Below are 26,021 nucleotides of genomic sequence, written 5' to 3'. Positions count from 1 at the left end.
GCGCGCGGCCTGATCTTACGTCAACGCCTTTTGCATCGCGTAATACGAGGCCTTGGGCCGCCGCTCCAGCGTTTCGAAATCCACATCGACCAGTCCGAACCGCTTTTCATACCCCAGCGCCCATTCGTAATTGTCCAGCAGGGACCAGACGAAATACCCCTTGACCGGCACGTCATGATCCAGCGCCACCCGTACCTCGGCCAGATGCTGATCCAAATAGTCGATCCGGTCAGAGTCCTGCTGACGCTCGGGGCTCGCCATCCCGTTCTCGGTGACATAGATCGGCAGATCGCCGGTGTGATCGCGCGCGGTGCGGATCAGAAAGCGGGACAGGGCGGCGGGATCGATCTCCCAGCCCATCTGGGTCTTGGGCAGCGGGCCGGGCATCTCTTGCAGCGATGGCCAGGGCGTGTCGGCGGGGGCGATCAGCTTGCGGGTATAGTAGTTCAGGCCGCACCAGTCGACCGGGGCACCGATCGTGTCGAAATCGTCCTGCCAGCCCTTGGGGAGATGCGGCGCGAGTCCTTCCAGAACGTTCTCCGGATAGGCCTTGTTGAAGACCCCGCCCAGAAAGAAGCGGTTGTAGATCCCGTCATAAAGCGCCGCCGCAGCCTGCGCCCCGGCACTGTCATCCGCCGGTTCGGCCCATTCCAGATTGAACACCGCACCCAGATTGGACATGCCCAGCCCGCGCATGGTTTCGATGGCGCGGCCGTGGGCCAGCAGCACGTGATGCATCGCGCGGGCGGTGGCGCGGATGTCGCGCAGACCGGGGGCGTGGTGGCCGTCGAAATGGCTCAGCCAGCTGACGCACCACGGTTCATTGATCGGCGCGACGCTGTGCATCCGGTCGCCGATCCGCCCCATGATGACCTGTGTGAAATCCGCAAACCACCCGGCGATATCGCGATTACGCCAGCCGCCCAGATCGGCCAGCGGCGAGGGTAATTCCCAGTGATAGAGCGTGGCACAAGGTTTGATGCCACGTTCCAGCAGCGCATCTGCAAGGCGGTCATAATAATCCAACCCCGCTTGGTTCACCGCCCCGCGCCCTTCGGGCAGCACGCGGGCCCAGCTGGTGGAGAATCGGTAACAGTCGAAACCGGCATCGCGGATCAGGTCGAAATCGCCGGGAAACCGGGTGTAGTGATCGCAAGCCACATCGCCGTTCTCGGCCCTGACCACATTGCCCGGCGTGGCGGCGAAATTATCCCAATGGGTTGTCCCCGCACCACCCTGCGCGTGGCCTTCGATCTGATAGGCCGAAGTTGCGACACCAAACTGGAAATCTTGCGGAAAATCTGCGCGTTTATGTTTCATATCAAGCCCTTTGCGGCGCCGGCCCGGTCGAGCTGCCAACAACCAGCTCAGCCTCCAGCAGGCATGTTTTCGGGGGGTCATCTGGCGCGTTGATCCGTGCGATCAGCATTTCCGCCGCCAGCTCTCCGGCATGTCGAACGGATGAGCGTGTTGCGGTGAAGATCGGCACATCCTGCCCGTTACGCATATAGGACAGCTCATCATCATGGGCGATGACCGAGATATCGCGGCCCATCCTCAGCCCGTTCTCTTCAAGCGCACGCCGGACGCCAACCGCCGAGATGATCGACGAGGCCAGAATGGCCGTCGGCGGATCGGCCAGTTTCAGCATGTCGCAGGCGGTCTGATGGCCGTAGATCTCGGTCATCTCGGCGCTGCGCAGCAAGTCCGGGTCGGGCGTGATCCCGGCCTCGGCAAGGGCGGCCACATAGCCGTTCCGGCGGCGCTGGGCGAAATCCATGTCCTCCAGCCCGTTGATCAGCGCGATCCGGCGATGCCCCAGATCAAGCAGGAACCGCGTTGCCCGCTCAAACGAGCGCTGATTGTTCACGTCGATCCAGTCATAGGGTTCTTCGGCCCCGGTCGACCGGCCATGCACGATGAACGGCACCCCCATGCGTGACAGCACAGCAATCCGCGGTTCATGCACCTTGGGGCCCTGCAGCACAACGCCGTCCACGACGCCCCGGTTGAACAGGCTGCGATACGACGCTTCGACCGAGGTGTCCGGCGCGTGGGTGAACATCATGTCATAGTTGTTCGCCGCATAGGTCCGCGCGGCGCCGGCGACGAAATCGCCGAAGATCGGGTTCACCATTTCATGCTGCGATGAGGTTGGAATCACGTGCCCGATTACCATCGACCGCCCCGTCGCCAGCCCCTTGGCGCGGCTGTTGGGGCGGTATCCATGCTTGTCCGCCGCCGCCCGCACCCGGATGCGGGTATCCTCGTTCACCTCGGGGTAACCGTTCAACGCGCGGCTGACGGTTGTCTGCGAAAGACCGAGAATTTCCGAGAGTTTCTTAAGGTTCATGGCATTCAAAGCGCCTTCAAATCTGGCCCTGCATTGTTGTGTTGTGAATTTCCCTCTGCGTCAACCTGTTTTGCGTTTGAAGCTGGAATGGCCGGATATATGGGTCTTGGATAACGAAATATTGACAGAGAGCAAATGTTAGCGGATAAACTCGGGCATTCAAAGCGCTTTGAAAATCGAATCTCGAATGCGCTGAACACAGTTGGGAGGAAGTATTCATGAAACACTCGCTTTACGCAGGCGCGGCCACGTTCGCCCTGATGGCGGGCGCGGCCCAGGCCGACAAAGTGACCGTGTTCGGGCCCTGGCTGGGGCCGGATCAGGAGAATGTCGAAAAGGTTCTGGATGGATTTGCCGCCGCGACGGGTCATGAATATGCCTATGTCGGCTCGGACAGTTTTGAACAGCAGATCAGAATCGATGCCGAGGCCGGATCGGCCCCGAACGTGGCCGTCTTCCCGCAGCCCGGTCTGGCGGCGGATATGGCCAAGTCGGGCTTTCTGACCCCGCTGGGTGACGGCACCGCCGATTGGATTCGGGACAACTATGCTGCCGGCCAGTCCTGGGTCGATCTTGGAACTTACGCCGGATCGGATGGGCAGGATCATCTGTACGGCTTCTTCTACAAGGTCGATGTGAAATCGCTGGTCTGGTACGTGCCCGAGAATTTCGAGGATGCGGGCTATGATGTGCCGACCACGATGGAGGAGCTCAAGGCGCTGACCGACCAGATCGTCGCCGACGGAGAGACGCCGTGGTGCATCGGTCTGGGGTCCGGCGGCGCGACCGGCTGGCCCGCGACCGACTGGGTCGAGGACATGATGCTACGCACCCAATCGCCCGAGGATTACGACGCCTGGGTCGCCAACGAAATGAAGTTCAACGACCCCAAAGTGATCGAAGCCATCGAAGAATTCGGAGCTTTCGCCCGCAATGACGACTATGTTGCTGGCGGCGCGGGCGCGGTGGCGACCACTGATTTCCGCGACAGCCCCAAGGGCATGTTCAGCTCACCTCCGCAATGCTATCTGCATCGTCAGGCCTCGTTCATTCCGGCCTTCTTCCCCGAAGGCACCATTGTGGGTGAGGATGCCGACTTCTTCTACTTCCCAGCCTATGAAAGCAAGGATCTGGGCAGCCCGGTTCTGGGTGCCGGGACACTCTGGGCGATCACCAATGACAGCCCCGCGGCGCATGATCTGATTGCCTATCTGCAAACGCCCGAAGCGCATGAGATCTGGATGCAGCTGACCGGCTTCCTGACCCCGCATAAAGGCGTCGACACGTCGCTGTTCTCGGACCCGACGCTGGCGAAGATGAACGACATCCTGCTGGGCGCGACCACATTCCGGTTTGACGGGTCCGACCTGATGCCGGGCGGTGTGGGTGCGGGCACCTTCTGGACCGGCATGGTCGATTACGCCGGCGGCAAGCCCGCGCAAGAGGTGGCCGACGAAATCCAATCCTCCTGGGATGCGCTGGACTAAGCGCGTCTGACAGCGGGCGGTCCGCGCGACGGGCCGCCCAATCCCCCTTTGGCAACGGAGAGCGTCATGCATCCGGCACTTCAGGGCCTGCTGACCATCGCCATCGGCGTGTCGGGCTGTGTGGGCTATTTCTACCTGTCGAACCAGTTTCTGGACAAGATTCTATTCCCGGCGCGCGGGCCGAATGCAGGTCGCAATATCAACCGTGCCAACATGATCCGGCCCTGGCTGTTTCTGTTTCCCGCGCTGCTGGCGCTGGGTCTCTATCTTGCCTATCCGGTGGTCGAGACGCTGCGCCTGTCGCTGACAGATCGCATCCCCGGCGGCGGTTACGAATGGGTCGGGCTGGACAATTATCGCCAGATGGCCGCCGAGCCGAAATTCTGGGAGGCCATGCGCAACAACATGCTGTGGCTGATCGTGGTTCCGGCGATGTCGACCGCGTTCGGGCTGCTGGTGGCGCAGCTGACCGACCGTATCCGCTGGGGCAACGTGGCCAAGGCGCTGATCTTCATGCCGATGGCGATCTCGTTCGTAGGGGCCTCGGTGATCTGGAAGCTGGTCTATGACACACGGCCCGCGGAACAGGATCAGATCGGCATCCTGAACGCGCTTTATATCTTCTTTGGCGGAACCGAGCCGCAGACATGGCTGACGATCCCGTTCTGGAACAGCTTTTTCCTGATGATCGTTCTGGTCTGGATTCAGACCGGCTTTGCCATGGTCATCCTGTCCGCCGCGCTGCGCGGCATCCCCGAGGAAACCATCGAGGCCGCCATTCTGGACGGTGCCAACCCGTTCCAGATTTTCTTCAAGATCAAGGTGCCGCAGATCAAGACCACGATTCTGGTGGTGTGGACGACGATCACCATCACCGTGCTCAAGGTCTTCGACATAGTCTTCGCCATGACCAACGGGCAATGGGAAACGCAGGTTCTGGCCAATTATATGTTCGACAAGCTGTTCCGCGCCAATGACTGGGGCGTGGGGTCGGCCTCGGCCATGGTGATCATGCTGCTGGTGACGCCGATCCTTGTCTGGAACGTGCGCAATGCGCGCAAGGAAATGGAATAGGGGGTCGGCATGAACGATATTGCAGGAACCAAACCGGCCCTCAGATGGGTGGTCCATGCCTCGGTCCTGTTTCTGGTGGTTCTGTGGGTGTTTCCGACGCTGGGTCTGCTGATCTCGTCCTTCCGGACGGCGGATCAGATCGCGACCAGCGGCTGGTGGCGCTCGCTGTTCCCGTCCGAGCAGAACCTGACCCTGCGCAGCGCCGCGCCCGAGACGCAGGTGCTGCAGAACGGGCTTTATGTGATCGAGGGCAATCTGTTTGATGCAGGTGTCACGGCGAAGATTTCGAAATGGGGCGTCAGTTCCCGCGCGGTCGATGCGTTCACACCGGGCGAAACCGCCGAGCTGCGCCGGGGTGGCACGATCACCGTCGATGCCGATGGCAATTACCGGATGGAAAACCCCGAGGAATTCTCGGGCAGCCGGGGCGCGCGTGTCTTTGTGACGGCCGAGTTGCCGCCCGAATTCACGCTCGACAACTATCATAAGGTGCTCTTGGCCGAAGACAGCACCGACAGCATGGGCAAGGCCTTTTTCAACACGCTCACTGTGACGATCCCGGCAACGATCATCCCGATCCTTGTCGCCGCCTTTGCGGCCTATGCGCTGGCATGGATGGATTTCCCGGGCCGCGCCCTGCTGATTGCAGCGGTGGTCGGTTTGCTGGTTGTTCCCTTGCAACTGGCGCTGATCCCGCTGCTGAAACTTCACCTGAATATCGGTATTCCTAAAGGTTATCTGGGCGTCTGGCTGGCGCATACCGGGTTCGGGATGCCGCTGGCGATCTACCTTTTGCGCAACTACATGGCCGGGCTGCCCCGCGATCTGATCGAAAATGCCCGGGTCGATGGCGCGACCGAGTTCCAGATTTTCACCAAGCTGATCCTGCCGCTCAGCTTCCCGGCGCTCGCCTCGTTCGCAATCTTCCAGTTCCTGTGGACGTGGAACGATCTGCTGGTTGCCAAGGTGTTCCTGATCGATGCCACCGGCCAGACCACGGTGATGACCAACCGTATTGTCGAGCTGTTGGGCACCCGTGGCGGCAACTGGGAAATCCTTGCCACGGCGGCGTTTGTCTCGATCGCGGTGCCGCTGGTGGTCTTCTTTGCAATGCAAAAATATCTGGTCCGTGGCCTGCTGGCCGGGTCCGTAAAATAAGGGCGTGTTATGAACGTGCAAACCACAGCATTCAAAACAACCGAAACAAAGTCCGACTGGTGGCGCGGCGGCGTGATCTATCAGATCTATCCGCGCAGCTTTCAGGACAGCAATGGCGACGGGATCGGAGACCTCAGGGGCATCACCCAGCGGCTGGGCTACATCGCCTCGCTGGGCGTCGATGCGATCTGGATTTCGCCATTCTTCAAGTCTCCGATGAAGGATTTCGGATACGATGTCAGCGATTACCGCGATGTCGATCCGATGTTCGGCACCATGGCGGATTTCAAGGAATTGCTGGATCAGGCCCATGCGCATGGGCTGAAGGTGATGATCGACCTCGTGCTGTCGCACACCTCGGACCAGCACCCGTGGTTCAGCGAAAGCCGCGCCGACCGCGAGAATGCGAAATCCGATTGGTATGTCTGGGCTGATCCCAAACCCGACGGGACGCCGCCGAACAACTGGCTGTCGATCTTTGGCGGCTCGGCCTGGCAGTGGGATGCGCGGCGGCTGCAGTATTACCTGCACAACTTCCTGACCTCGCAGCCGGACCTGAACTTCCATTGTCCCGAGGTGCAGGATGCGCTGCTGGATGTGGCCCGGTTCTGGCTGGATCTGGGGGTCGACGGGTTCCGTCTGGACACGATCAACTTCTATTTCCACGACGCGCAGCTGCGCGACAATCCCGGCCTGCCGATGGATCAGCGCAATGCCTCGATCGCGCCAATGGTGAACCCCTATAACCATCAGGATCACCTCTATTCCAAAAGCCAGCCCGAGAATATTGCCTTCCTCGAACGCCTTCGCGCCCTGACCGACGAATACGAGGGCCGCGCCTGTCTGGGTGAGGTCGGCGATGCGCAGCGCGGGCTTGAGATCATGGGCGAATACACCACCGGCGATAAGCGGATGCATATGTGTTACGCGTTCGAATTCCTCGAAAAGCGCGCCCTGACTGCGGCCTACGCCAAGCAGGTCTTTGATCAGCTTGAGGATAAGGCGGGCGACGCATGGCCCTGCTGGGCGTTCTCGAACCATGACGTGCAGCGCCATGCCTCGCGCTGGGGTCTGGACGATGCGTCGATCCGGCAGCACGCGGTTCTGATGATGTGCCTGCGCGGGTCCGCTTGCCTCTATCAGGGTGAAGAACTGGGCCTGCCCGAGGCCGACGTGGCGTTCGAGGATCTGCAGGACCCTTATGGCATTGAATTCTGGCCCGAGTTCAAGGGCCGCGACGGATGCCGCACGCCGATGGTCTGGGCCGCGCAGGACGAACAATCCGGGTTCAGCACAGGCCGCCCGTGGTTGCCGGTCAGCTCGCCTCAGGCCGAGCGGGCGGTGGATCGGCTGGAACAGGACCCGGCGTCGATGCTGCACCACTACCGTCGCGCCATCGCGCTGCGTCATGCGCATTCGGCGCTGATGTCCGGGGCGCAGTCGGGGATGGCGCAGTCCGGATCGGTGCTGACTTTCACCCGCGAGGATGCAGCGCAACAGGTGTTCTGCGCCTTCAATCTGGGATCAGACCCCGCCGAGGTGACCCTGCCCGGCGGTGACTGGCACGTGATCGGGGAGGAGTTGGGCGGCGTTCAGGGCGCAGATACGGTAACGCTGGACGCCGCTCAATTCTGTCTGCTGGCCCGGGAAAAGAGGTAAACCATGTCGGAACTCAAGCTCACGGATGTGGCCAAATCTTATGGCCCGGTCGATGTCCTGAAACATATCGACCTCGAGATCGAGCAGGGCGAACTGATCGTGTTCGTCGGTCCCTCGGGCTGCGGCAAATCCACCTTGCTGCGGATGATCGCGGGCCTTGAAAAGATCACCGGCGGCACGCTCGAGATCGAGGGGCTGGTGGTCAACGATGTGCCGCCCGCGCAGCGGGGCATCGCGATGGTGTTCCAGTCTTACGCGCTTTATCCGCATATGACGGTGCGCGAAAACATGGCCTTCGCGCTCAAGATCGCCAAGATGCCAAGCGCCGAGGTTGACGCGGCCGTGGAACGTGCCGCCCAGATCCTGCAGCTTGAACCGCTGCTGGATCGCCTGCCCAAGGCGCTGTCGGGCGGACAGCGTCAGCGGGTCGCCATTGGCCGCGCCATCGTGCGCGACCCCAAGGTCTATCTGTTCGACGAGCCGCTCTCGAACCTTGATGCCGCCCTGCGCGTGGCCACCCGGATCGAAATCGCGCGCCTGAAAGAGGCAATGCCCGACAGCACGATGATCTATGTCACCCATGATCAGGTCGAGGCGATGACACTGGCCAGCCGCATCGTCGTTCTGGCCAACAAGGGCATCGCGCAGGTCGGCACGCCACTGGAACTGTATGAAACCCCCGACAATGAATTCGTGGCCCAGTTCATCGGCTCGCCTGCCATGAACCTGCTGCCGGGCACCATCACCGCGACCGGAGACACCACCACCGTCACGCTCGAGGGCGGAGGCGTAGCGGTCTCGTCAATCCCCACCGAGGCCGCGGATGAAGGCAAGACCGTCAATATCGGTGTCCGGCCCGAGGATCTGGTGCTGACCGACGATGCCCCGATCTATGCCGGCGTGGTGGATTTCACCGAAGCACTGGGCGAGGTCACACTGCTGTATTTCGCAGCGCCCGAAGGCCGAGAGGCGGTGATCGCCAAGCTGCCGGGCATTCAGCGCAATCTGCGGGGACAAAGCGTCTCGGTCACGGCCGCACCCGACAAGGTGCATCTGTTCCACAACGGTCAGTCGATGCGGCGCTAGCCCAGTTTTGCCAGAAAGCCCGAGACCTTCCCAAGGCCCTCGCGGATGATCGACGGTGTGTTGGCATAGCCGATCCGCACGTATCCTTCGAGGCCAAGCGCCGAGCCCGGTGTGAACATCACCCCGGTCTCTTGCAGCAGTTTCACGCAGAATTCGCGCGACGGCATGTCGAAATCATAGTGCAACAGCGCCGTTGTGCCCGCGCTGGGTCTGATCCAGCTGATGCGCGGTTCGCCGTTGACCCAGTCTTCCAGTATCGCAAGGTTGCCGCGTGTGATCGCCTGACTGCGGGCCAGTACCTTGTCGCGGTTTTCCAGTGCAAGGGCGGCAAAATGGTCGTTGATCATGCCGACCGAGATCGTGTCATAGTCGCGGTGAACCGACACCGCCTCGATCAGATCAGGTGGCCCGGCGATCCAGCCCAGCCGCAGCCCCGCCAACGAGAACGCCTTGGACATGCCCGCCGTCGAAATCCCTTTCTCATAAAGATCCGCCACCGCCTCGGTCATCCCCGAACCGTCCTGCCCGGTGCCGCGATACACCTCGTCGCACAGCAGCCAGGCCCCGGCGGCGCGGGCGATCTCGGCGATCTCAAGCAGGAAGGCCCGGTCCATCACCGCGCCCGTCGGGTTGTTGGGGTTGTTGATGGCAATCAGCCGGGTTTCGGGCGTCGCGGCAGCGCGCAGCTCGTCCAGATCGGGCAGATAGCCGTTTTCAGCGCGCAGATGGACCTGCGACACCTCGGCCCCGATGCTGGCCGGGATCGAGTAATGCTGTTGATAGGTCGGCACCACCGCCACCACCTTGTCGCCGCGTTCAACCAGCGTCTTGTGGACCAGCATATTGGCCCCGATCGTGCCATGGGTGACGATGATATTCTCGCGCTTTTGCTGGTCATACAGCCCACAGATCGCATCGCGCAGCCGGTCCGACCCCCGGATCGCGCCATAGGTCATCTTCATCCCCAGCAACTCGGACAGATCATCCGAGTTCCGACCCGCCAGTTGCAGCAACTCGGCAATGCTCAGGCTCTCGACGCAAGTTTCGGCCAGGTTATAGGCGCAGCGGGTTTCCCACTCGTCCATCCAGATTTCGACGCCAAAGGGTTCGATCTTCATTGCGCTATCCTGTCTGACCAAGCCACCGCGCATGGTTCCCATGACGCGCGGACAAGGTCAACCGCGCCCTAGCCCGACTGGATCGCCGCAACCGCCGCATGCACTGCCGCGTGCGTCAGCTCCAGATCGGCCTGCGTCACCGCCATCGACGGGTAGAGCTTGCCGGGGGCCTTGAACACGCCCCTCTCGCGCAGCGCTGCGTTATAGCGGGCATTCCGGCTGGGATCGTCATGGGCGGCGCTGCGATAGTCGCGGCAGGGCTGGCCGGTGAAATAGATGTCGAACAGGGTTTCATCGCCGCAAATCCGGTGCGCGATTCCGGCTTCGGTCAAGGCATCGGACTGCATCGCCTGCAGCTTGCGCCCGATATCACGCAGGTGATCATAGGCCCCGTCACGGGCCAGAACCTCCATCGTTTTCAAGCCCGCTGCGGCGGCAACCGGGTTGCCCGACAGGGTGCCGAGCTGCATCAGCCAGCCATCCGCGCCGACCTTGTCCTTGTCGAAATGCTGCATGATCTCGGCACTCGCCCCTAGGGCGGCCAGCGGAAACCCTCCGCCGATGATCTTGCCCAAGGTGCAGATATCAGGCGTCACGCCGTATCTCTCTTGCGCGCCGCCATAGGCGAGGCGGAACCCGGTGACAATCTCGTCAAAGATCAGCAAAACGCTGTGTTTGTCGCACAGATCGCGCAGCCCCTGTAGATAGCCGGGCTCGGGCGGAACGATCCGTTGCAGGGGCTCGACGATGATCGCGGCCACGTCGTCATGTTCCGCCAGCAGCGCCGCCACCGCTTCAAGGTCATTGAACGGCGCGATCAGCATCTGATCAGCCACGCCCTGCGGGATACCGGCACTGTCGGGCACGGCTTGCGGGAAGTTCACCCGTTTCGCGGGGGCAAGGCTCATCTGTGCCTCGGCGCTCATGCCGTGATAGCCGCCTTCAAATTTCAGGATCTTGTCCTTGCCCGTATAGGCGCGCGCCAGTCGTATCGCGTACATATCCGCCTCACCGCCCGAGGCGACAAAGCGCACCTGTTCACAGCACGGCACGGCGTTGACGATGGCCTCGGCCAGTTCGACACCTTTGGAGTTATTGGCAAAGAAGGTCATGCCGAGGGGCAGCTGTTCCAGTACTGCCTCCATCACCTCGGGGTGACCATGGCCCAGTAGCATCGGGCCAGAGCCGATCAGATAGTCAACATACTCGTTGCCATCCTCGTCCCAGACGCGGCTGCCTTCACCGCGCGCGATCAGGATACCGGGGTCGAAATTGCCGAAGCCTCCGGCGGGCAGAACCGCTTGCGCGCGGGCGATCCATTCGGATTGAGTGTGAGTTTTGAGCATTTGTTAAGCCATTTCCAAAATCGGTGTTCCAAGAAGGTCCGGGTCGGGCGTCACGCCCAGCCCCGGGCCATCGGGCGGCGCGATCCGACCATCCGCGCGCACCGGAGCATCCGGGCAGAGGCGCGGTGAGACGTAAGAGGACAGATCACAGGTGTTCATCAGTGAACCATGCGGCGTTGAGGCGGCAAAATGCAATGCGGCGGCGGTCACGATATCGGAACCCCAAGTGCATTCGGCACAAATCTCGGCCCCCAGATGAATGGTTAGGTCGCGTGCGCGTCGCATCGCCGACAGGCCACTGAATTTCGACAGCTTCAACGCAACCGCGTCCATGCAGCCCAGCTCCGAGGCGCGCAGCAGCGAGGCCAGATCATGCGCGTTCTCGTCGATTTTCATTGGCAGGCCAGTGGCTTGACGCACGGCGGCGCAGTCTTCCAGCGTTTTGCAGGGTTGTTCCAGCATGACGTCCAGATGTGCCACCGCGCGCCCGGTGCGGGTGGCCTGCAAGCGTGAGGCCCCGCAGTTCCAGTCGCCATAGACCAGAGGGCCGGGGCCCACGGCTTCTCGGACCTTGATCAGTCGTTCGGCATCGGCCTGCCAGTCGCCTTCAACGCCCAGCTTGACCTGAAATTGTCGGATACCGGTTTGATGGGCGGCCTGCGCAATCCGCACCATCTCATCTGGTGCGACGCAGGTGATGGAATGGTAAAGCGGCATGTCCTTGCGCGTCCGCCCTCCCAAAAGGGCGTAAACCGGCTGCCCCGTGGCTTTCCCGAACAGGTCCCACAAAGCGATATCGACGATCGACTTGGCGTGGGCATGACCTTGCAGGAAGCCATCCAGTTTGCGCATCGGCGCATCGACGCCAAATGGAGACATGCCGAGGATTTCAGGGGCCATCTCGGCAATTGCGCTGGGCACACCCTTTGCGAAGGCGGGCAGGTAGTGCGGGATCGGACAGACCTCGCCCCAGCCTTTCAGGCCAGTATCGGTCTCCAGACACAGCACATGAGTTTCAACCGTGGCGCAGGTCTTGCCATCGGCCATGTAGTAAGTTTCGTGGCTGGACAGGTCGATGGACCAGAGAGAGAGTTTTGTGATCTTCATATTAACCACCCGTGGGGTTTGGCTGCTGCGGGGTCAGAGGGGCCAGCCCCTCTCTTGGCCTTTGGCCAATTCACTCCCCGGGATATTTTTGGCCAGATGAAGGGGTGGATCATGGCCGGGCCTCGTAGGTTGCGGTAGGTGGGCCGAGGCTTGCTAGGTCGGGGGTGACGCCCATGCCGGGGGTGTCGGGCGCATGTAGTTTGCCGCCCCGCGCCATCGCGCCGCCGATCCCGGTTGAGCGGGTGTTATAATTCATTAGGTCTGTGGTGTTCTGCAGGTATTCGGACGGGGTTGAAGCGGCGAAATGGGCGACGGTGGCGGTGGCGATTTCACCGCCCCAAGTGTCCTCGGCGACCACGGGGATGCGGTTTTCGATCAGGTAATCGCGTACCCGCCGTGCTTTGCTGAGCCCTCCGAGGTTCGAGATTTTCAGGCAGCAGATCTCGGCCCCGCGATCCGCTACGATGCGCTGGGCCATGTGCATTCCGGTCAGGCATTCGTCCAGCTTCATGGGCTGATCCGCGACGCGGCGGATCTGTTGGCATTCCTCGTAGGTTCGGCAGGGCTGTTCGAGGATGAAGTCCAGATCGTTTGTCGCCCGCGCCACTCGGATTGCATTGTCGACGCGCCAGCCTTGATTGGCATCCGCCATCGCCGTTTCCCTGGCCTTCAGCAGGGGTACGGTTGCGCGTATCCGGTCGATATCGGTGGCCCAATCGCCGCCGACCTTGATCTGGAACTGGCGATAGCCCTGATCGCGATAGGCATTCATCTCGGCGATGGTTTCATCCGTGGTCTTCTGCGGAGCGACGCGGTACATCGGCGCGCCGTCAGTCAGCTTGCCCCCCAGCAGCATCCAAACAGGCTGAGTGCAGGCCTGCCCGAGGATGTCCCAGCAGGCCGCATCAAACGGAGCCTTGGCGTAGCCGTGGCCTTGCACCAGATGATCCATCAGCTGCTCGATCCGTCCGACCTGTCGCGGGTCTTCGCCCAGCAGGTCGGGGGCGATCAGTTTTGCCAGCGCTGGAACGCCCTGAGAGTGGGCAATCATGTAGTTTTCACCGCAGGGCGTGAACTCACCACAGCCCTGCAGCCCTGCATCGGTGTCGATGACCACGACCGAGGCCGTCGCCGTTTCGATCGTATTCCCCGCGCCCCAGACATATGCGCCGCCCACATAGGGCAACGCGGTCTGGTATATGCGGATGCGGGTGATTTTCATGGGATGACCACGATATTGCCGGTGTGTCTCTTGGCGATGAACGCAGATTGCGCCTGATGCAGATCGCGCAGCGAATAGGTTGCGGCGAGGGCGGGTTTGATCTCGCCCGCCTCGATGTATTGCACGAGGTTCTGCATGACCTCTGGGTCTATCACCGTCGAGCCGGTGAAGGTCAGGTCGCGCAGGTAGAAGGTGCGCAGGTCAAATTCGACCATCGGCCCGGCGATTGCGCCCGAGCAGGCATAGCGCCCGCCGCGTTCGAGGATGTCTATGAGCCTCGGCCAGTATGGCCCGCCCACCACATCCGTGAGGACCGTGATCTTTTCGTCGCCCAACGCGGCGCGCAGGTCATCCGGTGCGCGGGGCAGGATGCGGTCGGGGCCGAGCTTGGCAACGTCGGCGTGTTTGGCCTCGGACGCCATGGCGATCACCCGTGCGCCGCGGCGTTTGGCCAGTTGCACCAATGCGCCGCCTACGCCGCCGGATGCGCCGGGCACCAGAACCGTGTCGGTTTCCGTAACATTTGCGCGGGTCAGCATGCCCTCGGCTGTCGAATATGAGCAGGAAAATGTTGCCAGTTCCGCATCTGACAGAGGGGATTGGATCGCAATGGCGTTCCGCGCGGGGATGGTCGTGTATTGTGCAAACCCGCCATCCCGTTCTGATCCGAAATACCCGGTCTTGTCCTTGTTTGCTGGTTCCGCCGGATCGCGCAGCCAGCAATCGGTGATCACACGCTCGCCGACGCGGTGGGGATCGACGCCCTCGCCAACGGCGACGATCTGGCCGCAGACATCCGCGCCCTGAATACGTGGAAAGACCAGAGGCGCGCCGCCCCATGTTGGGTCGTCCTCGCCGACCTCCTCAAACGCGCCGCCAGATGTGGCATCGCTGACGGTTTTCGAATACCAACCGGATCGCGTGTTCACGTCGGTATTGTTCAGTCCGCAGGCCCCAACCTGGATCAGCGCTTCGCCCGAGGCGGGCGTGGGGCAGGGCCAGTCCTCGTGCCAGACCATCTGATCCAGATCGCCGTGACCCATCGTGACCATGGCTTGCATTGTGGCTGGCTGTGTCATTGCGCGGCTTCCAGCGCAGCGTCAGCACGCGGCAGCAGGCTTTGCGGGTCATATGCAGGTTCGGATAAGACTCGCGCGGCGCGAGGGGTGCCGTGGATGACGACCTGAAGTTCAGTGCCTGCTGCGGCGGCTTCGGGTTTGATGTAAGCGAACGCGAGGATTTTACCGACCGTATGCCCATAGGCCACGGATGCAGTCGAGCCAACGACGCGCCCGTCCAAGAGCACGGCTTCGCCGCCATGTCCGTCGATCTCTCCGTCCGGTTCGATTTCGAGATAAGCGCACATCCAGGGCAAGTCGGTGTTCAGGGTTTTGTCCTTGCCCATATAGTCTTTGTCGGTTCTGGCAAAGCGTAGCACGTCCGCTTCCGCCAGTGTCACTTCGTTGGTCAGTTCGCCTGCGCCTTTGAAGCCCTTCTCCATCCGCATGACATTCATCGCGAAGCTGCCATAGTCAGCGATCCCATGTGCCTCACCTGAGGTCCAGAGCGCGTTATAGACGTCCAGACAGGCTTCGTTGGGCATGTGCAGTTCCCAGCCAAGCTCGCCAGCATAGGACATGCGGAAGGCCCAGACATCGTGGCCTGCAATCTTGATCTGCTGCGCCGACAGCCAGCGGAATCCGTCATTGCTGAGGTCAGCGTCGGTGCAAGCGCCCAAAACGTCACGCGCACGGGGCCCGTTCAGCGAAAGAGCTGACCATTCCGCGGATCGGGTGACGATATCGACAGAATTTTCGTCGAAAATTCTTGCCTCGCGCAGATGATCCAGCAAGCGCTGTTCGAAGAATGCTGCACAGACGAGGTAATAGCGGTCCTGCGCCATGCGAACGATCGTGGTCTCCAGCTCGATCCGTCCCCGGCGGTTCAGCATATGGGTCAGGGTAATCGAGCCCTCCTTTTGCGGCATCCGGTTCGCCGTCAGGCGGTCCAGCAAGGCATAGGCGTCAGGGCCTGAAACTTCGACCTTGGTGAAGGCTGTGACGTCCATGATGCCGACCCGTTCGCGTACAGCTTTGACCTCTTGCGCGACCATGTCGTCGGCTGGCGTTCGTCGGAAGGAATAATGGTCTTGTTGCGCCACGCCATCTCGGGCGAACCAGCGGGGGCGTTCATAGCCATAGACCTCTTCATGCACAGCGCCTTTCGATTTCAGTGCCTCATGCAGCGGCGATGGCTTGATCGGGCGACCCGCCAAACGGTTGAAATGTGGGAAGGGGATTTCATGGCGCAGGCAATAGTCTTCCTCTGCCTTGATGACCTGCCAGTCCTTGGTGGCGTAGCTGCCGAAGCGGCGCGGATCATATTCGCGCATCGAGATATCGGCGGCCCCATGCACCATCCAGCGCGCCAGTTCGCGGGTCAGACCCGGCCCCCAACCGATCCCGATCTGTGTGCCGCAGCAGCACCAGTAATTCCGCACGCCCGGAGCCGGTCCGATCAGCGGGTTGCCGTCCGGCGGATGGCTGATTGCACCGTGCACTTCGCGCTGAATGCCCAGTTCCGCAAAGATCGGCATCCGGTTCAGGCTTTCCTCAAGCCACGGCATCACCCGATCATAATCCGCATCGAACAGCCAGTTCTCGTAGTCCCACGGGCAATGATCGTGCCAGACCGAGTTCGGGTTTTCTTTCTCGTAAATCCCGATCAAGCCACGCTTTTGTTCCATACGGATATAGCCCGAGACCTTCTTGTCATCGCGGATCACCGGCAGTTCCTGTTGCAGCGCTTCGAACTCGGGCACGGGTTCGGTCACGAAGTAGTGGTGCGTCATCGACGTCATCGGCAATTGCAGGCCCGACCATTCGCCCATCTGCCGCGCATAGGTGCCACCCGCGTTGACCACATGCTCGCAGGTGATCGTGCCCTTGGGCGTCTCAACAACCCATTCGCCAGTCTCGGCCTGCGTGATGTTGGTCGCCTGACACTGACGGATGATCCGAACGCCTTTCTGACGCGCACCCGCGGCCATCGCCATGGTCACATTGGTCGGGTCTACGTGGCCGTCGTCGGGCGTGTGCAGCGCGCCCAACACGCCATCCAGATTGTAGAACGGATGCAACTCGGCCACCCGATCCGGGCCGACAAGGTCTATGTTGAAGCCCAGCGAACGGCCAACCGACAGCGTATGGCGCAACCAGTCCATCTCATCCTCGGTATAGGCCAGCCGGAACGAGCCGCAGCCATGCCATGTCACGGCCTGCCCGGTCTCGGCCTCTAACGCGCCGGAATAGAGCCCGATATTGTAATCGACGCATTTTCCCAGACCAAAGCTAGAGGTCGAATGCGTGATCTGCCCCGCCGCATGCCAAGTGCTGCCGCTGGTCAGTTCGGCCTTTTCCAGCAGCACGGTCTCTGCACCCCAGCCTTCGTGCCCAAGGTGGTAGGCAAGGCCTACACCCATCACTCCGCCACCCACAATAACCACGCGCGCGTGGGTCGGGAAATCAGATGCCATCGGATCACTCCTCTGAGTCGATTTTGTCTCGACAGCGTAAGCAAACAAAAGTACCATCGTCAATCATGAATGGGACAAATGTATCAAATGCGATTCTTGAACGGTTGGCGGACGAACTGTCCGAGCTGACGCCCGAGGCGCGCAAAGCCGCGACTTATGTGCTGGAAAACCCGCGCGACGTGGGGGTTTCGACCGTGCGTGAGATCGCCGAGGCGGCAAATGTGAAGCCCAACACCATCGTCCGCATGGCGCGGCAGGTGGGGTTCGAAGGCTACGAGGATTTCCGCGTGCCCTTCCGCGAGGCGATCCGGCGCGGGCAGGCCGATTTTCCAGACCGCGCCCGCTGGCTGCAGGACATTCGCAAGTCTGGCAACATGGGCGGGCTGTATGCCGATATGGTTCAGGACGCCCTGCGCAATGTCGAGGAGACCTTTGCCAATATCTCGTCCGAGCAGTTGAAAGCAGCGGCCGAAGACATCTGGGATTCGCGCAATGTGTTTGTGCTGGGCGTGGGTGTGAACAATTCGAACGCGCGAAACTTTGTTTATCTGGCCTCGACGGGGATGGTGCAGTTTCACGCCATCCCGCGCCCCGGCTCAAACCCGATCGACGATCTGGCCTGGGCGGACAAGCGCGACGTTCTGATTGCCATGACCTGTAAACCTTATCGCAACGAAGTGGTCGAGGCGGTGCAAGTCGCGCGCGAGCAGGGGTTGAAGGTCGTGGGTCTGTCCGACAGCCCGGCCAGCCCGATCCTGCGCGCGGCTGACCATGGCTTTGTCATCTCGGCAGACACGCCGCAATTCTTCCCGTCCTCGGTCAGCACGGTTGCCTTGCTGGAAACGCTGCTGTCATTCGTGATCGCCGTTGCCAGCGATGAGATCGTTGAACGGGTCGAAACCTTTCACAAACGCCGCCATCAGCTTGGCCTTTACCACGCGGAGGACTCGTGACAGCACCCATCCAATCCCTTGCAGCCCGGTACTATACTGACCCAGCCATCTTTCGCCTGGAAACAGATGGCCTGCTGGCGCGCACATGGCAGTTCGGCTGCCACGCCTCGGAACTGACCGAACCGGGCGCTTACGTCGCGTTTGAAGTCGCCGGACAGGACCTGTTCGCTATCAGGGGCCGCGATGACAAAATCCGCGTGTTCTACAATGTCTGCCAACACCGCGCGCACCAGTTGGTCGAAGGAACCGGAACGACGCGGGTCGTGGTTTGCCCTTACCACGCCTGGACCTATGAGCTGACCGGAGAGCTGCGCGCCGGTCCAAATCTCAAGGCGGTTGAAGGGTTCGAGAAATCAAGCGTGTGCCTGAACGAAGTCCGCGCCGAAGAGTTTCTGGGATTTGTCTTCGTCAACCTCGACCCTGACGCCGCGCCGATGGACGCGTGGTTTCCAAACGCCCGTGCCGAGCTTGAGGAATGGGTGCCCAACTGGGCCGATCTGAAACCGCTGGAATGGGTCGAGATACCGGAGCTTTGCAACTGGAAGGTCTCGGTCGAGAATTATTCGGAATGCTACCACTGCTCGCTCAACCACCCGACCTTTGCGAACGGAGTGGTCCGGCCCGAAACCTATGACATCCAACCTCAGGGCATGTGCCTTCGTCATACGACGGAATGCCAGAGCCTTGAAAATATGACCTACGACATTCAGTCGGGGTTCAAGCATTTCGATGAATATTCCAGCTGGTTCCTGTGGCCGATGTTCTCGTTTCAGGTCTATCCGGGGAATGTTCTGAATACTTATCACTGGCGCGCCGTGGATGCCGATCACGTGGTGGTCTGGCGAGGCTGGTATTCGGTGGGCGGCGTGGATGATCAAAAGATACGGCAACTCGCGGCGCAGGATCGCGCGACCACGGTGGAAGAGGATATCCGGCTGGTCGAATCCGTACAGCGTGGCCTGCATTCGCGCGGCTATCGCCCCGGCCCGCTGGTGATTGACCCGAAGGGCGGGGTGAATTCGGAACACCCCGTCATGCATCTGCAGAAATGGATGCGCGAAGCCGTCGATGGACAACTGCAAAGGACCGGATCATGAGCACATTTGATGAAGACCTGTTCCTGAAAGGTCTTGAGCAGCGCAAGGCGACGCTGGGCGCAGAATACGTCGAAAAGAACCTGGCCGCCGCCGATGATTTCACTCGGCCCTTTCAAGAGGCGATGACCGCCTGGTGCTGGGGCTTCGGTTGGGGAGACGACGTGATCGACGCCAAGACGCGGTCCATGATGAACCTGTCGATGATCGGCGCGCTGGGCAAGATGCACGAATGGGAAATCCATTGCCGCGGCGCGATCAACAACGGCGTCACCGCGCCGGAAATCCGCGCCATCGTCCACGTGATCGGCATCTATTGCGGCGTCCCGCAGGCGCTGGAATGTTTTCGCGTGGCGCGCAAGGTGCTGGAAGAGGCACCCGAAGCCTGAAGGGCAGGGGAAACCACACGCTTGCCTAATCTGAACGGGCCGTTAGCCTGAGACCACCCCCTTCGCGTCAAAGGAGACCCGCGCCATGTTCCGCCACCTCGCCCGTGCCCTAACCCTTGCTCTGGCCCTGACCGTCGCCCCCGCCGCCTATGCCGATGACGGTGGCGGTTTCCCGCAGATTGTCGGCACCTGGCACGGCACCTATCTGGTGGCCTTCGCCAAATCTAACCCCAACCACGAAAAGGGCCTGCTGAAAACCGAGATGGAGCTTGAGATCACCAAGCTCGACGGCAACCTGATCACCGCCACGAACCGCTGGCGGCGGATCGGCGACACCGACTGGATCGTAGAAGAGGCTATGGGCACCTTCGCACTCGACGACCCCACCCGCTTTGTTCTGGCCGAGGCCGGCATTTCCGGCGATGACGTATCCTCGGGCATCTTCAACGGCGTGTATTTGGATGACGTCCTGATGATCACCTATGCCGGGCCAGGCACTGGCGTGGCCTTTGCGGCGCAGCTGGTGAAGAAGGAGGGCAAGGAGCAGCAGTAGCTAAATCGCCGCTGCGACTGTCGCCATCTGAACCCTTTGCTTTCTATTGGAATACTCAAGCTGAGGCCTGCAATGTCGGTATTGCAGACTTTGCTGCCGTTCGCCCGAAGGAGATGAACGACCGCTCTTGGAGGTTACACAGTTTAGGGTTATTCAACGATCCCATCCAGTGGATCGGAATGCAAACACCCTATTGCAATTTCGGAAGCGGTTGGCGCCGCGCTGCGTCCACAGCCTGATCTAGAAAGCGAATGTAGTTCGCCATGGAGCCGAGGTGCTCCTCCATCGGGGGGCCGCACTTCCATAATTCGGTGAACGCGCCTTTGGTGAAGACGCTGCAATCCCAACCACGTAAAGAAAACTGGATCAGCTCTGCGAAATGGAGCGTATTTAAGCCTTCATCCTCAGCGAAGCTGACAGTTTGCACGTCGCACCTGTCATTACAGAACAGCACGACATATCGACCCTGAAACATACGGGATTTTGACAAGTAAACACGGCGCTGGTTCTCAAGTGAGCTGTGGTCAATAATATCGAAATCTTGCGAAGCAGGACGCAAGAACGCGCGCAGTGAGGCATAGGTGGGTTTGGGGTCACCCTTCCGAAACCGCGCCGGGCCCAAAATCTCAGGAAAGACGTTATTGCGGCTAGGTTCTTCAGCGCTAAACTGCCCTCCGTAGACAATAATATAATCTTCCCATCTGGCAGAGGGCATGGTGGGTTCTGCACATCGGACAAAATAGGGGCTCGCGCGACGATCCAAGGCTGCCCCACGGAGCACCTTACCGTCCAAGTATTCGGTTTCATCATAGCTATCTGTCGTCAACCGACAGGTGTCCCCCGCAGACGGCTGGGAATAGTAGATTAAGTTTAGGGTTTCTTGTCCGATAGTTTTGACGACATATCCTTCGGGAATGTCATCGCAGTCGTATTGCGCGCAGAAGTTCGCCCATTCCTCGGCTTTCGTGCGGAATTCCTCGGCACGCTCAGCCTCGATCCTCTCACTATGAGTCGGAGCGGTGGTCACCAAATATGCAAAATAGCCAACCCAAACCACGGTGATCAGAAATGCCATGGCGATTAATGCGGCAATCGCATTAAGGAGATAGCGAAAAAAACGTTTCAGAAGCATAGAGTTTCGGCTCAGATCCAAATCGTTGACAGCTTGCGTCAGTATTCAGGCGAAACTTTGACCCATTTCCAAGTCACGGGGATTACTATTGGAGCGTGGCAAACATGGCTTTCTAAAGACCTTCGAACCAAAGCAGTCGGTGTGAGCTTTGGCAATTAGGATAATTAAAGCCGACATTGGTACCATGCGCAGCATCGGTCGAAGTGGGCTCCAAAGCGGACCTAATTATCCCCCCAAACGAAAAAAGCCGCCCCAAACGGGACGGCCTTTCATTCACTGTCTCTTTTCAGAGGATCAGGCGGTCAGAGCGGCCTGAGCTTTGGCGACGATCGCGCCGAACGCTTCCGGTTCGTGCACGGCCAGATCAGCCAGAACTTTGCGGTCCACTTCGATACCGGCCAGGTTCAGGCCGTTGATGAAGCGGGAATAGGTAAGAGCCTCGTCATGGCTGCGCACAGCCGCGTTGATGCGCTGGATCCACAGGGCGCGGAAGTTGCGCTTGCGGTTCTTGCGGTCGCGGGTTGCGTACTGGTTGGCCTTGTCGACGGCCTGGGTGGCAACTTTGAAGTTGCTTTTGCGACGACCATAATAGCCTTTTGCGGCCTTGATGATCTTCTTGTGACGGGCGTGAGTTACGGTTCCACCTTTAACGCGGGACATATCGGTATCTCCTCTTAGCGGTCGTAGGGCATGTAGCCCTTGACGATCTTGGCGTCGGGGGCGGACAGGGTGGTGTTGCCACGGGCGTCGCGGATGAACTTCTTGGTCCGCTTGATCATGCCGTGACGCTTGCCGGCCTGGCCAGCAAGGACCTTACCGGTCGCAGTCACCTTAAAGCGCTTCTTGGCGCTCGACTTTGTCTTCATCTTAGGCATTTCCGTCTCCTTTTCCGGGTTCGGTTTCAGACGCGACTCGGCATGCCATCTCGGCCGGTCACGCAACAGATGCGCCGTTTACGCAAGTTCGATCATACTGGCAAGGGGGGTTCGACCAGAATCTGCGGAATCCGCACAGGTCAGGCACCGGGGCAGCACAGGGCCGCCCCGGTGAATTGGTTTAGTGCTCGAATTTGCGGATCTCGCCGCTCTTCAGCCGCTCGGCGTAGGAGGCCAGCTCCTGCCGCACCACTTTCATCAGGAAGTAGAGCGCGAAGACGTTTACAACCGCCATCGCAAAGATCGCCGCGTCCGAGAAATCGATGACCGGGCCAAGATTGGCCGCCGCACCGATGACGACGAAGACGCAGAAGATGATCTTGAACACCAGTTCCTTGGTGTGGCCCTCGCCGAACAGGTAGGTCCAGGCCTTGAGGCCGTAATAGGACCAGCTGATCATGGTCGAGAAGGCGAACAGCACCACCGCAATCGCCAGCACATAGGGGAACCAGCTAAAGGCGCTTGCGAAGGCGGCCGAGGTCAGGCTGACGCCCGAGTTACCGTCAACGGTTGCAATCGCGTTACCCGCTTCGTTCAGCATGTAGTTGCCGGTGTCCGGGTCGATGATCAGCTGCTGGGTGATGATGATCACCAGCGCGGTCATTGTACAGATCACGACCGTATCAATGAACGGCTCAAGCAGCGAGACAAAGCCCTCGGTGATCGGCTCCTTGGTCCGTACCGCCGAGTGTGCAATCGCCGCAGAACCCACGCCCGCTTCGTTCGAGAACGCCGCACGACGGAAGCCCTGGATCAGCGCCCCGACCATGCCACCAGCAACGCCGAGGCCGGTGAAGGCCCCTGCGAAGATTTGACCAAAGGCCCAACCGATCTGGTCTGCGTGCATAATGATGATGACCAACGCGGCCAGCACATACATCACACCCATGAACGGAACGACTTTTTCGGTCACGCTGGCAATCGATTTCAGGCCGCCCACGATTACTGCGAAGACGATGCCCGCAAAGACAAGGCCCGTGATCCAGCCCGGATAATCTCCGACGATGCCCGCGATCTGCTGGTGCGCCTGATTGGCCTGGAACATATTGCCCCCGCCCAACGCGCCAAGGATACAGAAGATCGAGAACAGAACAGCCAGAATCTTACCGCCCGGCAAGCCCAACTCGTTGAACCCTTTGGACATATAATACATCGGGCCACCCGAAACGGTGCCGTCTTCGTATTCGTTGCGGTACTTCACGCCCAGCGTACATTCGGTGAATTTCGACGCCATACCCAGCAGGCCCGCGACGATCATCCAGAACGTAGCACCCGGTCCGCCGATACCGACGGCCACCGCCACACCCGCGATGTTACCAAGGCCAACCGTGCCCGACAGCGCCGTGGCCAGCGCCTGAAAGTGGCTGACCTCACCCGCGTCGTTGGGGTCGGAATAGTCGCCTTTCACAAGGCTGATTGCATGGCTGAAGAACCGCAGCTGTACGAAGGCGAAATACAGCGTGAACACGGTGGCCGCGATCACCAGCCAGCCCACGATCCACGGGAATCCGGTTCCCGGGAAAGGGGCAAAGATAAAGCTGACGAAGGGGCCGGTGAAATCGGCAAAGGCCTGATTGATCTTTTCGTCCAGACCCGGCGCCTCTTGCGCAAGGGCAGGGCCAGCGGCAAAGGCCGCAGCGGCGACAGCGCCGAATTGTTTGAGCATTCTCATTCTTGTCCCTCCCCTCAGTTCACGACCGTGACCGGCACATCGGCATGCATGACCAGATTCTGGGTCGAGCTGCCGAACAGGCGTTTCTTGAACCCGTCCGCCGAGGCCCGGCCCACGACGATCTGCGACCCGCCGTTTTCAACGGTGATCTTGTTCAGCGTTTCCGCCACATCGCCGTGACGCACGATGCCATGCGCCTCGAACCCGGCGGTTTTCAGCGCCTCGACCGCGGGCGCGATGATACGCGACGTGGCCAGTTCAACCTCTTCTTCGCGCCGCTTGTGACGCAGGGCGTTTTCTTCAGGGGTCTGGAAAGTAAAAGGGGACCATTCGATGACGTAAACCACCAGCAGCTCGCATGTTCCGATCCGCCCGGCCATGTCTTTGGCAAAGGCGATCGCGCGCTCTCCGGTTTCTGTCCCGTCCAGTCCTATGACAATTTTCGTTGTCATCTCGTTCCTCCGTTATTGTTGATTTGGCCGGGGCCCTCGCCCCCGGCGGGGCAGCCGGAACCTGGAACTTGTTTGAGTGGACTGCCCCAGGGTCAAGTATCCCGGAAAAACACGGAAAAACAGAGAGGTAATTGCAATATACAACCTGTATTCATGTAAGTATTTGTAAGTAAATACTATTATTCGCACAAAATATGGGCGAATAGGTGAGTCTCACAGTGAAATATAATTCTGAGCCCCCGGGGGTCAGCCCGGATCGGTGTTGTAGATCAGCCGCTCGTCACAAGGTGCGATACGCAGAATATTGGTGGTGCCGGGCACGTTGAAGGGCACACCGGCGGTGACAACGATCTGATCCGCCTCGGAGGCGAACCCTCCGGCCCGCGCAGCCCGTGCGGCGCTGACCACGGCGCCCTTGAACCGTTCAAGTTCGGGCGTCATCACGCAATGGCAGCCCCAGCTCAGGCACAGGCGGCGTGCGGTGCCGGTGGCGGGGGTCATGGCGATGATCGGCACGCCGGGGCGTTCGCGCGCTGTCAGCAGGGCCGTGGTGCCGCTTTGGGTGAAGCAGCAGATCGCCTTGATGTCGGTTTTTTCCGCAATCTCACGCGCAGCGGCAACGATGCCGTCTGCAATTGTGGTCCCCTTCGCCGTCCGCGAGGCGGCGATAATCTGATCATAGGTCGGATCGGCCTCGACCTCGATGGCGACCTTGTTCATGGTCTGCACCGCCTCAACCGGATACGACCCGGCGGCGGATTCCGCGCTGAGCATGATGGCATCCGTGCCTTCATAGATCGCGGTCGCCACATCCGAGACCTCGGCGCGCGTGGGCATCGGGCTTTCGATCATGCTCTCCAGCATCTGGGTCGCCACGATAACGGGCTTCGCCGCGCCCCGGCATTTGCGCACCAGACGTTTCTGGATCGGCGGCACCGCCGAGACGGGCAGTTCGACCCCAAGATCGCCCCGCGCGACCATGATCCCGTCCGACGCATCAAGGATGTCGTCAAACGCCTCAACCGCCGCAGGCTTTTCGATCTTGGACAGGATCGAGGCGCGACCATCGGCCAGCGCACGCGCCTCGAACACGTCCTTGGCCCGCTGCACAAAGCTGAGCGCCAGCCAGTCCACGCCCAACTGGCAGACAAATTCCAGATCGTCGCGATCCTTGTCGGACAGCGCCGCCAGCGGCAAAACCACATCAGGCACGTTGACGCCCTTGCGGTTGGAAATCGTACCCCCGACCTCAACGGTGCAATTGGCGAAATCCTGACCGCAATCCTGCACGATCAGGCGGATTTTGCCGTCATTGACCAGCAGCCGCGCGCCCACTTCCAGTGCGGCAAAAATCTCGGGGTGCGGCAGGCAGACACGGCCCGCATCCCCCGGCGCGGGATCGAGGTCCAGCCGGAAGGCCGCGCCTTCCGTCAGCTCTTCGGCATCATTGGCAAACACACCGACCCGCAGCTTGGGGCCCTGCAGGTCCGCCAGAATCGCAATCGGCCTGTCCAGATCCTTTTCCACCTGCCGGATGATGCGGTGCCGTTCGCGGATCTCGTCATGGCTGCCATGGCTCATGTTCAGTCGGAACACATCCGCCCCGGCCTCGTGCAGGGCGCGGATCATGTCATAGTCATTGGACGCCGGTCCCAGCGTCGCGACGATTTTCACATTTCTCAGGCGTCGCATCGGG

The 26,021-nt window shown here is 60.7% G+C and carries 23 protein-coding genes; 9 read left to right on the top strand and 14 right to left on the bottom strand.

What is annotated here, in order from left to right; translation table 11 throughout:
- Positions 1 to 15: 15 nt before the first annotated feature.
- Positions 16 to 1,320 carry a GH1 family beta-glucosidase gene (locus tag ACR0J1_RS17840; protein WP_480734044.1) on the bottom strand — a complete coding sequence of 435 codons (1,305 nt, stop codon included), beginning with the start codon at positions 1,318 to 1,320 and terminating at the stop codon, positions 16 to 18.
- A 1-nt stretch (position 1,321) separates the two neighbouring features.
- On the bottom strand, positions 1,322 to 2,353 hold the full coding sequence (locus ACR0J1_RS17835; protein WP_480734043.1) for a LacI family DNA-binding transcriptional regulator: 1,032 nt from the start codon (positions 2,351 to 2,353) through the stop codon (positions 1,322 to 1,324).
- 218 nt (positions 2,354 to 2,571) lie between these two features.
- On the opposite strand from ACR0J1_RS17835, the gene ACR0J1_RS17830 reads away from it, so the two are divergent.
- From ACR0J1_RS17830 to ACR0J1_RS17810, 5 genes are all read left to right on the top strand, one after another.
- Positions 2,572 to 3,840: an ABC transporter substrate-binding protein gene (locus tag ACR0J1_RS17830; protein WP_480734042.1), complete on the top strand. Its 1,269-nt coding sequence runs from the start codon at positions 2,572 to 2,574 to the stop codon at positions 3,838 to 3,840.
- A gap of 66 nt (positions 3,841 to 3,906) precedes the next feature.
- On the top strand, positions 3,907 to 4,914 hold the full coding sequence (locus ACR0J1_RS17825; RefSeq protein ID WP_480532834.1) for a carbohydrate ABC transporter permease: 1,008 nt from the start codon (positions 3,907 to 3,909) through the stop codon (positions 4,912 to 4,914).
- A gap of 9 nt (positions 4,915 to 4,923) precedes the next feature.
- Positions 4,924 to 6,072 (top strand): carbohydrate ABC transporter permease, encoded by a 1,149-nt coding sequence (locus ACR0J1_RS17820; protein WP_480734041.1) that lies wholly within the window; start codon positions 4,924 to 4,926, stop codon positions 6,070 to 6,072.
- A gap of 9 nt (positions 6,073 to 6,081) precedes the next feature.
- On the top strand, positions 6,082 to 7,731 hold the full coding sequence (locus ACR0J1_RS17815) for an alpha-amylase family glycosyl hydrolase (protein ID WP_480734040.1): 1,650 nt from the start codon (positions 6,082 to 6,084) through the stop codon (positions 7,729 to 7,731).
- Between the two features lie 3 nt (positions 7,732 to 7,734).
- A complete protein-coding gene (locus ACR0J1_RS17810; RefSeq protein WP_480734039.1) occupies positions 7,735 to 8,817 on the top strand; it encodes an ABC transporter ATP-binding protein in 1,083 nt (360 codons plus the stop codon).
- On the opposite strand, the gene ACR0J1_RS17805 is transcribed toward ACR0J1_RS17810, so the two are convergent.
- The 6 genes from ACR0J1_RS17805 to ACR0J1_RS17780 form a co-directional block, all read right to left on the bottom strand.
- The gene (locus tag ACR0J1_RS17805) at positions 8,814 to 9,935 is read right to left on the bottom strand and encodes an aminotransferase (RefSeq protein WP_480734038.1); all 1,122 of its coding nucleotides are present in this window, start codon (positions 9,933 to 9,935) and stop codon (positions 8,814 to 8,816) included. The two genes, ACR0J1_RS17810 and ACR0J1_RS17805, sit on opposite strands and share 4 nt — an antisense overlap.
- A 68-nt stretch (positions 9,936 to 10,003) precedes the next feature.
- On the bottom strand, positions 10,004 to 11,281 hold the full coding sequence (locus ACR0J1_RS17800; RefSeq protein WP_480734037.1) for an aspartate aminotransferase family protein: 1,278 nt from the start codon (positions 11,279 to 11,281) through the stop codon (positions 10,004 to 10,006).
- A 3-nt stretch (positions 11,282 to 11,284) separates the two neighbouring features.
- Complete coding sequence (locus tag ACR0J1_RS17795) at positions 11,285 to 12,388, bottom strand: mandelate racemase/muconate lactonizing enzyme family protein (RefSeq protein ID WP_480734036.1); 1,104 nt, start codon at positions 12,386 to 12,388, stop codon at positions 11,285 to 11,287.
- A gap of 109 nt (positions 12,389 to 12,497) precedes the next feature.
- On the bottom strand, positions 12,498 to 13,610 hold the full coding sequence (locus ACR0J1_RS17790) for a mandelate racemase/muconate lactonizing enzyme family protein (RefSeq protein WP_480734035.1): 1,113 nt from the start codon (positions 13,608 to 13,610) through the stop codon (positions 12,498 to 12,500).
- A complete protein-coding gene (locus tag ACR0J1_RS17785) occupies positions 13,607 to 14,689 on the bottom strand; it encodes an alcohol dehydrogenase family protein (RefSeq protein ID WP_480734034.1) in 1,083 nt (360 codons plus the stop codon). The genes ACR0J1_RS17790 and ACR0J1_RS17785 overlap by 4 nt, the downstream gene beginning before the upstream one ends.
- Positions 14,686 to 17,145, bottom strand: coding sequence for an FAD-dependent oxidoreductase (locus ACR0J1_RS17780; protein WP_480734033.1), 2,460 nt, complete (start codon positions 17,143 to 17,145; stop codon positions 14,686 to 14,688). The genes ACR0J1_RS17785 and ACR0J1_RS17780 overlap by 4 nt, the downstream gene beginning before the upstream one ends.
- Before the next feature lie 65 nt (positions 17,146 to 17,210).
- Here ACR0J1_RS17780 and ACR0J1_RS17775 point away from each other — a divergent pair, with 65 nt between their 5' ends.
- From ACR0J1_RS17775 to ACR0J1_RS17760, 4 genes are all read left to right on the top strand, one after another.
- A complete protein-coding gene (locus tag ACR0J1_RS17775) occupies positions 17,211 to 18,098 on the top strand; it encodes a MurR/RpiR family transcriptional regulator (RefSeq protein WP_480734032.1) in 888 nt (295 codons plus the stop codon).
- Complete coding sequence (locus ACR0J1_RS17770; protein ID WP_480734031.1) at positions 18,095 to 19,195, top strand: aromatic ring-hydroxylating oxygenase subunit alpha; 1,101 nt, start codon at positions 18,095 to 18,097, stop codon at positions 19,193 to 19,195. Before ACR0J1_RS17775 ends, ACR0J1_RS17770 begins: the two co-directional genes overlap by 4 nt.
- Complete coding sequence (locus ACR0J1_RS17765; protein ID WP_480734030.1) at positions 19,192 to 19,581, top strand: carboxymuconolactone decarboxylase family protein; 390 nt, start codon at positions 19,192 to 19,194, stop codon at positions 19,579 to 19,581. Before ACR0J1_RS17770 ends, ACR0J1_RS17765 begins: the two co-directional genes overlap by 4 nt.
- An 85-nt stretch (positions 19,582 to 19,666) precedes the next feature.
- A complete protein-coding gene (locus tag ACR0J1_RS17760) occupies positions 19,667 to 20,134 on the top strand; it encodes a hypothetical protein (RefSeq protein WP_480734029.1) in 468 nt (155 codons plus the stop codon).
- Positions 20,135 to 20,324: 190 nt separating this feature from the next.
- On the opposite strand, the gene ACR0J1_RS17755 is transcribed toward ACR0J1_RS17760, so the two are convergent.
- The 6 genes from ACR0J1_RS17755 to pyk all read right to left on the bottom strand — a co-directional run bounded on the left by ACR0J1_RS17755 (position 20,325) and on the right by pyk (position 26,017).
- Positions 20,325 to 21,266 carry a hypothetical protein gene (locus tag ACR0J1_RS17755; protein ID WP_480734027.1) on the bottom strand — a complete coding sequence of 314 codons (942 nt, stop codon included), beginning with the start codon at positions 21,264 to 21,266 and terminating at the stop codon, positions 20,325 to 20,327.
- 294 nt (positions 21,267 to 21,560) lie between these two features.
- A complete protein-coding gene (gene rplT / locus ACR0J1_RS17750) occupies positions 21,561 to 21,926 on the bottom strand; it encodes a 50S ribosomal protein L20 (RefSeq protein WP_170658380.1) in 366 nt (121 codons plus the stop codon).
- Positions 21,927 to 21,940: 14 nt separating this feature from the next.
- Complete coding sequence (gene rpmI, locus ACR0J1_RS17745) at positions 21,941 to 22,141, bottom strand: 50S ribosomal protein L35 (RefSeq protein WP_010443552.1); 201 nt, start codon at positions 22,139 to 22,141, stop codon at positions 21,941 to 21,943.
- Between the two features lie 181 nt (positions 22,142 to 22,322).
- Positions 22,323 to 23,873, bottom strand: coding sequence for an alanine/glycine:cation symporter family protein (locus tag ACR0J1_RS17740; protein WP_480532804.1), 1,551 nt, complete (start codon positions 23,871 to 23,873; stop codon positions 22,323 to 22,325).
- Positions 23,874 to 23,887: 14 nt separating this feature from the next.
- Positions 23,888 to 24,325, bottom strand: a complete 438-nt coding sequence (locus ACR0J1_RS17735; protein WP_480734026.1) for a universal stress protein — start codon at positions 24,323 to 24,325, stop codon at positions 23,888 to 23,890.
- A gap of 246 nt (positions 24,326 to 24,571) precedes the next feature.
- Positions 24,572 to 26,017, bottom strand: coding sequence for a pyruvate kinase (gene pyk, locus ACR0J1_RS17730; RefSeq protein WP_480734025.1), 1,446 nt, complete (start codon positions 26,015 to 26,017; stop codon positions 24,572 to 24,574).
- Between the last annotated feature and the right edge of the window lie 4 nt (positions 26,018 to 26,021).

Source organism: Ruegeria sp. CJ3, assembly GCF_056536725.1.
Note: the sequence above shows the minus strand (reverse complement) of the source record. Positions and strands in the feature narration are given on the sequence as shown.

Coding starts and splice junctions, on each gene's coding strand:
- ACR0J1_RS17755 (WP_480734027.1), bottom strand. CDS start 21,266: ATGCTTCTGAAACGTTTTTTTCGCTATCTCCTTAATGCGATTGCCGCA.
- ACR0J1_RS17820 (WP_480734041.1), top strand. CDS start 4,924: ATGAACGATATTGCAGGAACCAAACCGGCCCTCAGATGGGTGGTCCAT.
- ACR0J1_RS17800 (WP_480734037.1), bottom strand. CDS start 11,281: ATGCTCAAAACTCACACTCAATCCGAATGGATCGCCCGCGCGCAAGCG.
- ACR0J1_RS17810 (WP_480734039.1), top strand. CDS start 7,735: ATGTCGGAACTCAAGCTCACGGATGTGGCCAAATCTTATGGCCCGGTC.
- ACR0J1_RS17760 (WP_480734029.1), top strand. CDS start 19,667: ATGTTCCGCCACCTCGCCCGTGCCCTAACCCTTGCTCTGGCCCTGACC.
- ACR0J1_RS17740 (WP_480532804.1), bottom strand. CDS start 23,873: ATGAGAATGCTCAAACAATTCGGCGCTGTCGCCGCTGCGGCCTTTGCC.
- rplT (WP_170658380.1), bottom strand. CDS start 21,926: ATGTCCCGCGTTAAAGGTGGAACCGTAACTCACGCCCGTCACAAGAAG.
- ACR0J1_RS17830 (WP_480734042.1), top strand. CDS start 2,572: ATGAAACACTCGCTTTACGCAGGCGCGGCCACGTTCGCCCTGATGGCG.
- ACR0J1_RS17775 (WP_480734032.1), top strand. CDS start 17,211: ATGAATGGGACAAATGTATCAAATGCGATTCTTGAACGGTTGGCGGAC.
- ACR0J1_RS17785 (WP_480734034.1), bottom strand. CDS start 14,689: ATGACACAGCCAGCCACAATGCAAGCCATGGTCACGATGGGTCACGGC.
- ACR0J1_RS17815 (WP_480734040.1), top strand. CDS start 6,082: ATGAACGTGCAAACCACAGCATTCAAAACAACCGAAACAAAGTCCGAC.
- ACR0J1_RS17765 (WP_480734030.1), top strand. CDS start 19,192: ATGAGCACATTTGATGAAGACCTGTTCCTGAAAGGTCTTGAGCAGCGC.
- ACR0J1_RS17795 (WP_480734036.1), bottom strand. CDS start 12,388: ATGAAGATCACAAAACTCTCTCTCTGGTCCATCGACCTGTCCAGCCAC.
- ACR0J1_RS17735 (WP_480734026.1), bottom strand. CDS start 24,325: ATGACAACGAAAATTGTCATAGGACTGGACGGGACAGAAACCGGAGAG.
- ACR0J1_RS17780 (WP_480734033.1), bottom strand. CDS start 17,145: ATGGCATCTGATTTCCCGACCCACGCGCGCGTGGTTATTGTGGGTGGC.
- ACR0J1_RS17840 (WP_480734044.1), bottom strand. CDS start 1,320: ATGAAACATAAACGCGCAGATTTTCCGCAAGATTTCCAGTTTGGTGTC.
- ACR0J1_RS17790 (WP_480734035.1), bottom strand. CDS start 13,610: ATGAAAATCACCCGCATCCGCATATACCAGACCGCGTTGCCCTATGTG.
- rpmI (WP_010443552.1), bottom strand. CDS start 22,141: ATGCCTAAGATGAAGACAAAGTCGAGCGCCAAGAAGCGCTTTAAGGTG.
- pyk (WP_480734025.1), bottom strand. CDS start 26,017: ATGCGACGCCTGAGAAATGTGAAAATCGTCGCGACGCTGGGACCGGCG.
- ACR0J1_RS17835 (WP_480734043.1), bottom strand. CDS start 2,353: ATGAACCTTAAGAAACTCTCGGAAATTCTCGGTCTTTCGCAGACAACC.
- ACR0J1_RS17805 (WP_480734038.1), bottom strand. CDS start 9,935: ATGAAGATCGAACCCTTTGGCGTCGAAATCTGGATGGACGAGTGGGAA.
- ACR0J1_RS17825 (WP_480532834.1), top strand. CDS start 3,907: ATGCATCCGGCACTTCAGGGCCTGCTGACCATCGCCATCGGCGTGTCG.